Origin of the sequence: Methylorubrum podarium, assembly GCF_040270385.1 — a bacterium.
Lineage (GTDB): Bacteria > Pseudomonadota > Alphaproteobacteria > Rhizobiales > Beijerinckiaceae > Methylobacterium > Methylobacterium podarium.
The window spans coordinates 1-10,219 of sequence record NZ_JBELQE010000097.1 but is presented as its reverse complement, the minus strand read 5'-3'; the positions used below and the strand labels follow the sequence as shown (position 1 = coordinate 10,219).

9 protein-coding genes are annotated in these 10,219 nt (G+C 64.0%); 3 read left to right on the top strand and 6 right to left on the bottom strand.

Features of this window, described 5'->3' with window-relative positions; genetic code table 11:
* The first annotated feature begins 290 nt into the window (after window positions 1-290).
* Window positions 291-2,306, top strand: a complete 2,016-nt coding sequence (locus ABS772_RS19340) for a hybrid sensor histidine kinase/response regulator (protein WP_407943006.1) — start codon at window positions 291-293, stop codon at window positions 2,304-2,306.
* A gap of 88 nt (window positions 2,307-2,394) precedes the next feature.
* On the opposite strand, the gene ABS772_RS19335 is transcribed toward ABS772_RS19340, so the two are convergent.
* Entirely contained in the window at window positions 2,395-2,775 is a 381-nt protein-coding gene (locus ABS772_RS19335; RefSeq protein ID WP_350396423.1) for a response regulator, read from the bottom strand.
* Between the two features lie 145 nt (window positions 2,776-2,920).
* Here ABS772_RS19335 and ABS772_RS19330 point away from each other — a divergent pair, with 145 nt between their 5' ends.
* Window positions 2,921-4,084: a sensor histidine kinase gene (locus tag ABS772_RS19330; RefSeq protein ID WP_350396421.1), complete on the top strand. Its 1,164-nt coding sequence runs from the start codon at window positions 2,921-2,923 to the stop codon at window positions 4,082-4,084.
* Between the two features lie 76 nt (window positions 4,085-4,160).
* Here ABS772_RS19330 and ABS772_RS19325 read toward each other — a convergent pair whose 3' ends face one another.
* The 4 genes from ABS772_RS19325 to ABS772_RS19310 form a co-directional block, all read right to left on the bottom strand.
* Window positions 4,161-5,021, bottom strand: coding sequence for a transglutaminase family protein (locus ABS772_RS19325; RefSeq protein ID WP_350396420.1), 861 nt, complete (start codon window positions 5,019-5,021; stop codon window positions 4,161-4,163).
* A gap of 54 nt (window positions 5,022-5,075) precedes the next feature.
* Window positions 5,076-5,981, bottom strand: coding sequence for an extracellular catalytic domain type 1 short-chain-length polyhydroxyalkanoate depolymerase (locus ABS772_RS19320; protein WP_350396419.1), 906 nt, complete (start codon window positions 5,979-5,981; stop codon window positions 5,076-5,078).
* Window positions 5,982-6,025: 44 nt separating this feature from the next.
* The gene (locus tag ABS772_RS19315; protein WP_350396418.1) at window positions 6,026-6,379 is read right to left on the bottom strand and encodes a hypothetical protein; all 354 of its coding nucleotides are present in this window, start codon (window positions 6,377-6,379) and stop codon (window positions 6,026-6,028) included.
* A 285-nt stretch (window positions 6,380-6,664) separates the two neighbouring features.
* Complete coding sequence (locus ABS772_RS19310) at window positions 6,665-7,906, bottom strand: MFS transporter (RefSeq protein WP_350396417.1); 1,242 nt, start codon at window positions 7,904-7,906, stop codon at window positions 6,665-6,667.
* Between the two features lie 99 nt (window positions 7,907-8,005).
* Here ABS772_RS19310 and ABS772_RS19305 point away from each other — a divergent pair, with 99 nt between their 5' ends.
* Window positions 8,006-8,458 (top strand): winged helix-turn-helix transcriptional regulator, encoded by a 453-nt coding sequence (locus ABS772_RS19305; protein WP_350396424.1) that lies wholly within the window; start codon window positions 8,006-8,008, stop codon window positions 8,456-8,458.
* A gap of 103 nt (window positions 8,459-8,561) precedes the next feature.
* On the opposite strand, the gene ABS772_RS19300 is transcribed toward ABS772_RS19305, so the two are convergent.
* The gene (locus ABS772_RS19300; protein WP_350396416.1) at window positions 8,562-9,914 is read right to left on the bottom strand and encodes an IS1182 family transposase; all 1,353 of its coding nucleotides are present in this window, start codon (window positions 9,912-9,914) and stop codon (window positions 8,562-8,564) included.
* Window positions 9,915-10,219 lie beyond the last annotated feature (305 nt).

The window sequence follows — 10,219 nt, the reverse complement described above, 5'->3', positions numbered from 1 at the left end:
GCGGCATCGCACTACAGGAAAAGAAAAAAGTTCTCCAGCGCCCTGTCTTGAGCGATGCCCAAAGCACTGCCTCTGCGTTTTTCAACGAAATCAACCCCAAGCGGACATCCGGCCTGTGCACGTCGAATGTCCGGATGGGATCGGAAGCGGCGCTTCAGGGCCTGTCGGCTCAGCGTCAGCTCCTAGCGCGAGGTAGTCGTATCTCTCGCACCGATAACGGCAAGCGCACGTTTCCCCCGAACCTGGCAAAAGATCCAACATACCGGATCAGGCGTGGTATGGTCATCCGTATGAATGACGAACAGATTCGCCCTGATGCGCCGCAGAACCAGGTTGTAAAGGCTACTCAGATCCTCGAAACGGCCGCTGATCGTGATGACCGCTACCGGTTGTTGGTTGAGTCAATCGTCGATTACGCAATCTATATGCTCGACGCTCAGGGGAATATCGCGAGCTGGAACCCCGGCGCTCAGCGCTTCAAGGGCTATACGACCGACGAGATCATCGGGCAGCACTTCTCACAGTTCTACACCGAAGAGGATCGGGCCACGGACTTGCCTGCCCGAGCGCTGAACATTGCGGCCACCGATGGCCGCTTCGAACAGGAGGGGTGGCGCGTTCGCAAGAACGGTTCCCTGATGTGGGCGCACGTGCTGATCGATCCGATTCGCAGCCCGGACGGTCAGCTTGTCGGCTACGCTAAGATCACGCGTGACCTGAGCGAGCGGAAGGCGACGCAGGACGCGCTGAAGCAGAGCGAACAGCGCTTCCGCCTGCTCGTCCAGGGTGTTCAGGACTATGCCATCTACATGCTCGATCCACAGGGTGCGGTGTCGAGCTGGAACCGCGGCGCGCACCGCTTCAAAGGCTACACCGACGAGGAAATCATCGGCCAGCACTTCTCGCGGTTCTACACAGAGGAGGATCGGGCCACGGGCTTACCCGCTCGCGCCCTGCAGACCGCCGCCACGGAAGGCCGCTTCGAGGCTGAGGGTTGGCGTGTGCGCAAGGACGGCACCCGCTTCTGGGCGCACGTCGTGATTGACGCAATCCGCGGCGATCACGGCGAGCTGGTAGGGTTCGCTAAAATCACTCGGGACGTCACCGAGCGGCGCAACGTCCAGCAAGAACTCGAAGCGACACGTGCGCGGTTCATTCAGTCCCAGAAGATGGAGGCAATCGGCCAGCTCACCGGCGGCGTGGCCCACGACTTCAACAATCTGCTGGCGGTCGTGCTGGGAAATCTGAGCCTCGCACGTAAGCGCCTGCCGAATGACCCCAAGCTGCTGCAGCTAATCGAGAACTCGATCCAGGCGGCCGAGCGCGGTGCGACGCTGACCAAGCGCATGCTCGCCTTCGCCCGCCGGCAGGAGCTGACCAGAGGGCCTGTCGACGTGCCCGAACTCGTGCGTGGCATGGCTGAGCTGCTGCAGCGTTCGATCAGTTCGAACATCCCAGTCAGCACGCGGTTTCCGCTACGGCTGCCGCTCGCCTTCGTCGATGCGAGCCAGCTGGAGCTGGCGCTGCTCAACCTAACTGTCAACGCCCGCGATGCGATGCCGGACGGCGGCTCGATCACGATCTCGGCGCGGGAGGAACGAATTAGCACCAGAGAGGCTGCCGGACTTCCCGCGGGCAGCTACGTCTGCCTGTCGGTCACCGACACGGGCATGGGCATGAGCGAAGAGACGCTCGCCAAAGCCACAGAGCCCTTCTTCACCACGAAGGGTGTTGGCAAGGGTACGGGCCTAGGCCTCTCCATGATCCACGGCTTTGCCGGACAATCTGGTGGACGCTTGGTACTCAAGAGCACGCTGGGCCAGGGGACGACTGCTGAGCTGTGGCTTCCTGTGGCCGAGGCTAACCTCCTGCGCCAGGAGGACGAGACGCCTCACCCGGACCTCCAGATCCTGAACCCGATAACGGTGCTGGTGGTCGATGACGATCCGCTGGTGCTGATGAACATATCAGCGATGCTGGAGGACCTTGGCCACGAGGTGCTGGAGGCGACCTCAGGCCAGCAGGCCCTGCGCATACTGCGCCGTTCCGCCGAAATCATCGATCTGGTGATAACCGATCAGATTATGCCGGGTATGACTGGCGTTCAGCTGATTGAGGCGATCCGCGCGGCTCACTTAGAACTGCCGGTGATCCTCGCGAGTGGCTATACCGAGCTGCCGGAGGGCGAGCTCACGGGTCTCGTCCGCCTGGGCAAGCCCTTCGAACAGGCCGACCTCGCCCGCGCGTTGGTGACGATCATGCGGCCGTCCGGCGAAGTGCTCCCGTTCCGGCCTAAGCAGAGCTGACGCAGGCGAGTACTGCCTGCCATCGGGCGGAACAAGCAGGAGAAAGTCTGCCGATCTCCCTACTCCTGAACGGTGGCCAGGGAGGCCGCTAAACCGGTCCGGCTTTGTCAAAGGCGTTGAGCACCTGTTCGACCAGATAGGGCTTGGGCACGAACATACCGTGGTCCGGCACATCGCGCGGCGCGGGGCGACACCGCCCCGACGTGATCATCAGGCGGATGTGCGGCCAACGCTCAGCAACCCGAGCGGCCAACGCGAAGCCGTTCATCGATCCCGGCATTTCCATGTCGGTGAACAGCAGGCCAATGTCGCTGCGGTTTTCCAGGATTTCTAAGGCCTCGTCGGCGCTCGCTGCTTCGAGGACGGTGAACCCGGCGTCTTCCAGCATGTCAGTCGCCATCATGCGTACAAGGTCCTCATCATCAACAATAAGGACGAGGGAGGACGAAGGGGTTCTAGTGCTGGCCATCGAAGAGGGAAACGAGGTCAGGAGCGCGTGGTTTCAGGGGACGCCGTCATTCACCGAGGGGGGCCCGCCAGATTGAGGCCGCACACTACCTGCTTGGACGCGTCGGAAAAGTATCCCCTGCGCGCAGGATCACCTAGGGTCCGCTATGAACGAATTTCAGCAGGATCTATCTGGGACCCCAGCGCGCACCCTCGCCGAGCGGCATATCGAGGCAATCCGTCAGCACGGTGGCATCTTTGTCGATGCGGTGCGGCTCACCCGAATGCCGATGATGGTCACCGACGCCACCCTGCCGGGCAACCCAATCGTCTTTGCCAACGAGGCCTTCATGGAGCTGTCAGGCTACAGCCTGGAGGAGCTACTTGGGCAGGATCCGCACTTCATGAACGGCCCAGAGACCGATCCGGCGACGGTCCAGGAGTACGAGGCGGCAATCCGCGAGAGCCGCAACGCGACGCTTGAGATCCTGCAGTACTGCAAGGACGGCAAGCCATTCCAGGCGATGCTGTTTGCCAGCCCCCTCAATGACGGGCAGGGCACGGTCACCAACCACTTCCTGTCGTACCTCGATATTACCCGTCGCGTTAGGGCCGAGACAGAGCTGCAGGCTCTAGCTGCCGAGCTGGAGCAACGCGTGGCTGACCGGACGCGCGAGTTGGAGGCGGCGAATGCGCGGCTGAAGGCGCTCGGGGCCGAGCGCGAGATGTTGCTGGTCGAGGTCAATCACCGGGCCGAGAACAGCCTGTCGATCGCTGGAGCGCTCTTAAACCTACAGGGACGCCGCCAAACCGATCCAGCTGTCAAGGCGCTGTTCGCCGAGACACAGGAGCGGCTCAACGCTATGGCACGAGCGCACGACCTGCTGAGTAGGTCGGACCATGTGCAGCAGGTTAATGCCGGCAGTTACGTGGCCGACCTCTGTGCCTCGCTTGAGGCGCTGACCGAGGGCGATGATCGCATTCGGCTGGAGGCCCAGGTGGAGGAGGGGATCTTCGTCAGCGCCGACCGCGCTATTCCGCTGGGCTTGGCACTGACCGAGCTGGTGACCAACGCGGTCAAGTACGCGTTTCCGTCTCCGCGTTCCGGCACGATCCGCGCCCAGGTCCGCCGGCCGCAGCCCGGTCGGATCGAACTGGTGATCCAGGACAACGGAGTCGGCATGGCGGGCGTGCGAGAGGGGTCCCTCGGCTATGGGCTGGTGCGCTCGCTGGTGCAGCAGATCGCGGGTGACATCGACATCCGCAACGATGCCGGGGTGACCGTGACAATCTCCTTCCCGGATTTGCCGCCGCGCGAGGCGGCGAGCTAGGCGCCGTAGGGATTGGCTGCCTCTACTCGCTCAAGCTAGAGCTAGCCTACCTGACATGCACAACTTCAGCAGCACGTTAGTCGTGAACTTCGACCGCCACGGACATATCCAGGAGGGCATCAGCAGGCCCGATGAAGCTGCCAGTCACCGGCATGGCCTGGCGAATGTCACGTGCCACAGCGACCGGGATCAGGTTCGCACCGCCCACCCTGCCGTTCGTCGGGTCGAAGGTGACCCACCCTGCGCCGGGTAGGTACACCTCGCTCCAGGCATGAGTGGACCCGGCATCGGCCGATCCAAGCATGCGACGTGTGGGGTCATGCAGGTAGCCTGAGACCGCCCTTGCACCAAAGCCGAGGCTCCGGACCGCCTCGACGAAGAGCGTGGCCAGATCCCGGCATGAGCCCAGACCTGATGACAGGGTTTGGCTCGGCGACTGTGTGCCCTCGTCCTCCCGAGCCTCGTAGGTGACCCTGGCACCCACACCGGCATTGATGTCTTTAAGAAGCGACAGAGTATCGGTGGGGTAGCCGGCAACGAAGCCCTGCGCCCAGTTTTGCAGGCGATCCCCATCAGGGTACTGCCGAACCGTGAGTCCTCCGAGGTCCGTCCACTCGTCATCGGAGTACCGGAAGGGAAACGAGCTGGCCGAGGCGGCGATGTCGAAGACTGGATAGGCAGCCGCGGAAAGCTCGACCTGAGCTGCGCTATCGATGACGAGTGTGTTGGACGGTGTTGCAAAGGTAACGGTCGCGACCGCGTTACCGGCTACGTCGCTGGCCCAAGTCACCGTTGCATCCGGCGTCACTGTGATGTCGCTCGAACGGAGCCTTAGGTCCCGAGCTTCTCGCGGGCGCAACATCAGCCGATGCGGGCCAAGTTCAACAGGCTGCCTGTAACGGTAGGTCGTCCGGTGGTGGATGCCTAGATCGACCAAGGGACGCTCCTTAGGAACCGCTTCGGGCTGTTTCATCCGGACGGGCAGTCAGTGTCAGTACGCTCCGCCGTCCTTCGCGTGTGTCATGAAGAACCGCAGCATCTCGCGGCTGGCATCAGGACCGGTCGGATCGGTGTGAGAGCCGGCCGGGTGGCCGCCGGCCCAGGCATGACCACCGCCGTGCAGGACCCACTGTTCCGACGACCACATGCCATCCGGTTCGGTCAGGATCGTTCGCGTGTACGCCATTCCGCCACTGGAACGCCCATCGACGGTGGTGATGTTCAGGTCCCCATCGGGCTGCACCTGGGCAATGGCCTGATCGCCGTTGACCGGTGAGACGGTCGTGTCGCGGTCTCCGTGGAAGACGATAGTCGGTAGCGGATGCGTTGCTTGACGCGGCCGGAGCAAGGCGCCTCGGCGCATCGTGGAGAAGGCCACGGACATCGAGCCTGCCGAACCACCCGCCAGCCCAGAGTGTATGCCCACGGCAGCATAGATGTCCGGGTAGGCCAGCGCCATGACCGCCGCGGCAGCCCCACCTGAGGACAGGCCAGCGACGTAGACCCTCGCGGGATCGACATTGAACTCAGCCATGATCTCACGCGTCAGGCCGGCGAGAATGGACGGCTCGCCCTTGTCGCGCTTCTGGTCCTCATTCCTGAACCAGTTCCAGCTCTTGCCGAGATTGGCCGACCTCGGTTGGTCGGGATAGGCAACGAGGAAGTTCTGCTCCTCCGCCACCCGGTCCATCCCCGTGCCGATGGCGAAGTCGCGCGATGATTGAGAGCTGCCATGCAGCATCACGACCAGCGGGAGGGGAGCTCCCTCGTATCCGGAGGGGACGAAGAGGTCGTAAGCTCGGCTCCCGGCAGCGTTGCCGAACCGGCGTGAGAGCGCGCGGGGCCGATCGATGGCCAGCCCCGACATCGTCGTCGACGCGTCTGCGAGGAGTGTCATCGCGGTGCTTTCGAGAAGGGATCGGCCGACGGCGGCGAGATTGACTACGGCAGGGCGCCAATCATGCCCTTGGCCTCGGTCATGGTATTCTCGCAGGCGCGCTGATCGCCCCGCTGGTCCTCGTCGCTCGCGCGGATGATGAGGGTCCTGGCCACTGCCACACGGTCCGCCGTCGAAATCAGGTCGGGGTCGCTCGGTGCGTCGAGGCGAGCACCCTGCACGCCCCGGGGCGAACCGGTCTGGAGCGAATGGCCCGCCTTAAGGCCTGCGATCTCCACAGCACCTGCACTGTCGAGGCGGCGTTCGATGGTCCCGATCTGCTCGGCGCAGGAGGATGCCAGCGCCGGAAGCGGCGTAAGGGCGAGTACAAGCGTCGTGAGGGTGGCTACGAAGCGCATCGGGAGGGGACTTTCAATGAGGTGGCAGCACCGTGGCTTCGCTCGGCGAGCGAACGCCCCGAAGCCGTCCCTCACTAATCGATGCGAGGGTAGCCCTCATACAACGGCCCTCGACCCCACCTGTTGCACTGCAACATGAAACGCAGGTCAGATGCGCGCCAGCGTCTCAGCCACGACATCCTAGGTCTCGGCCGAGGCTTGGTACGGTCTCGTTCCAGGAGCGGAACTTCAACCGCCCACAAGCGAAGGTCCGTTTGTGGCGCGAGGCAGCCGTCAGCGCGAGCGCTACGTTTTGCGTGTTGATGCAATGGAATCATCACCCGCACAGAACCAGAGGCACAGGGCGATGCCACTGAAGAATGCACCGACCCCGCAGACGCAGGCCCAACCCGCAAGGGCGTAGGCGGCCGTCGCCGCAAGGCCGCCGATACCGCTTCCGACCGAATAGAACGCCATGTAGCCGCCCACGAGCCGGCTGCGCGCCTGCGGATGCCGCGAGACGATCACGCTCTGGTTGGTGACGTGCACGGCCTGCACGGCCAGATCCAGAGCGAGGACGCCGCCGATCAGGGCAGCCATGGAGACGGGCAGCAATGCAATCGGTGCCCAGGCGACCAGCAGCAAGGCGAGCCCCAGACCGGTGGTCCGGTGTCCCAAGCCGTGGTCCGCCAGGCTTCCAGCCCTGGCCGCAGTTAGGGCGCTAGCGATGCCCACGAGCCCAAACAGGCCGATCTGCGTGTGCGAGAAGGAGAACGGTGAGGCGCTCAACGGCAGCACGAGCGCTGTCCAGAAGGTGCTGAAGGTCGCGAAGATCAGAAGCGCCAGCATACCGCGCAGGCGCAACACCGGATCCTGAACGAACAGCCTGGGGATGGAGCGAACCACCGCGAGATAGTTGCCTGCAAATGGGACGGATCTGCCACGGGGAAGCAGGTGTGCTAGCGCCAAGGTCAGGACCGCGCTCAGGCACGCGGAGACCATGTAGACGGCTCGCCAGCCGCCGAGGTCTGAGAGAAGCCCGGCAACGACCCGCGCGCTCAGGATGCCGATGACAATCCCGCTCGTGACCGTACCTATGGCCTGCCCGCGTCTGGCGGGCTCAGCCAGCGCCGCCGCGTAGGCGACCAGAACCTGGACAATGACCGACAAGAGGCCGACCATCACCATCGCGGGGAACATGACGGCCACCGTTTGCGACGCTGCCACGATCGCGAGAGCGACGGCCGACAGGGCGGCTTGGGCGACCGCAAGTTTGCGCGGGTCGATGAGATCGCCAAGCGGCACCACAAGGATCAGGCCCAGCGCGTAGCCGATCTGCGTCAGCGTCACGACAAGACCAATAGCCGCCGGCGGGATCTCGAAGTCGTGCGCCATCGCGTCGAGCAGGGGCTGGGCGTAGTAGATATTGGCCACCGACATGCCGCAGCCGATTGCGCACACGGCGAGGGTCGCCGGCCTTAGGCCTGTCTCGCCATGGATGGGCACGGCCTCGACGGCGTTTGAAGGACAGGCGATCTCCGCAGGCATAGACCTTCTCCCGGCTTGGTCTCATCATGAGACCACTCGCCGAGCGGCGGATCTAGTTCTAAGTTAGAACCAGATCGATAGGATTTTCGGAGGGTGGTTGTGGTGAAGCGGGTCAGCTTTATGGGGGCGGATTGTCCGGTCGCCCGAGCGCTCGATGTGATCGGCGACTGGTGGTCGCTGCTCATCATCCGAGATGTCTTCGATGGGCGGCGCCGCTTCAGCGAACTTCAGTCGGGTCTCGGGATCGCCAAGGGTATGCTGGCGACGCGACTGCGCGATCTTGTGGAACGCGGCGTCCTGACGACCACGCCTGCGTCGGACGGATCAGCCTACCGAGAGTATGTCCTGACTGAAAAGGGCAGCGGGCTGTTCTTGGTCATCGTCGCGCTGCGCCAGTGGGGGGAGGACCACCTTTATCGGCCCGACGAGCGACATTCGGCTCTAATCGATATCGAAACGAACCGTCCTGTCGATCGCCTGTCGTTGCGATCAACCGACGGTCGGCGGCTTGAGTGGCGCGATACGTGGGTGCGCCCGAGAGATGTGGCTTAAACTCAACCGTTCATGACCGATTCCGTTGAAAAACTCGTCGGCGGCCGAGATCGGAGCGCGGGCGGGGCGAGCCCTCGTTCCCGGGCCGGGTTTCCCCTGCCGGTCAAGCCGGGCTCGGCTGCGGGACCGGGATGATCCTGGCGAGCTTCCTCAGGTTCTGGGCGGCGGCTGCAAGGTGGAACTCGTCCTTCGCTCCGTTCGGTCCTCGTAGCCGGAGGCGGTCCAGCTTCAGGATGCGCTTGAGGTGGGCAAACAGCATCTCGACCTTCTTGCGTTCGCGTCGTGAGGTCTTGCCTTCCTCGGACCGCGCGATGTCGCGGGCCATGTCCCGCGCGCCCTCGTAGATCGAGCGCGGGACCTTGCGCACCGGCTCGTTCGGGCAGCACCGCGCCTTCAGCGGGCATGGCGCGCAGTCGAACTTGCTCGCCCGGTACAGCAGCGTCGCCCCGTCGTTGACCAGGGTGCCGGTCGTGGTCAGCACTTGGCCCGCCGGGCAGCGGTAGACGTCGCCCGGCTGGTCGTAGGTGAAGTCGGCGCGTGAGAAGGTGCCGTCGGTGCGGGTCGACTTGTCGAACACACTGATATGCGGCTCGATGCCGTGGTCGTAGACGAGCCAACCGAGCATCTCAGCCGAACCGTAACCGCTGTCGCCGGCCAGCTTGGCCGGATAGAGGTCGAAGCGCTCGCGCGAACGCTCAATCATGCGTTTGGCGGCCGTGACCTCGGCTTGCCGGATGGCCGTGGTCGCCTCGACATCGACGATGATCGCGTGGTCGAGGTCGATCAGATAGTTGGCCGTGTAGGCAAAGAACGCCTGCCCGCCGTGCGCTCCAGTCCAGCGCGCGGCCGGATCGGCGGGCGAGATGAACTTGGGCGGCACCGGCGTCGCGGCCCCGAAGGCGGCCTCGTCGAGGACGGCGAGGTACTCCTGAGCAGCGCGGCTCACTGCCTCGGGCGGCAGGCCGGCAGAGCCTTCGACCCCTTTCTGCCGATTGGCATCGGCCCTGATTAGGCTGCCATCGACGGCAAAGCCTTCGCCACCGACGAGCCCCTCGGCGATGCAGCGGGCAAGCACGGTCTCGAACAGACGGCGCAGGAGATTACTGTCACGGAAGCGGCCATGGCGGTTCTTGGAGAAGGTCGAATGATCCGGCACCCGGCCGTCGAGCCCGAGCCGGCAGAACCAGCGGTAGGCGAGGTTGAGGTGGACCTCGTCGCACAGGCGGCGCTCGGAGCGGATGCCGAGGCAGTAGCCGACGATCAGCATGCGGATCATCAACTCGGGATCGACGGAGGGGCGGCCCGTCGAGGCGTAGAACGGGGCCAGCTCTTGGCGCAGGCCGGTCAGGTCGACGAAGCGGTCGATGGAGCGAAGCAAATGGTCGGTGGGGACGTGCGTCTCAAGCGAGAACTCGTAGAACAGGGCACCCTGCTCGACTTGCCGAGGTCCCATCATCTGCTGCGATCTCCCTCTTTCGACAGGAGAGAAGCACCTCATCACAACCGCTGCAACACCCGAGTTTTTCAACAGAATCGACCCATTGTGGTCATTCAAGCCGCTTCCGCCGGAGGTCCGGATGGGGTGGAAAGCAGCGGTTCAGTGGGTGGGGCCTGAGCCGCTGCTTCGCGCCATAAGCCGACTTTGGGCCGGCAGGCGCCGAACAGCCGCTTTCGACCGATTTTGTTGAAAAACTCGGGACCGGCCCGAAGCGGCACCGGAAGCTGCGCTAGTCGTAGAAAATTCTACTTCCGCATCATACA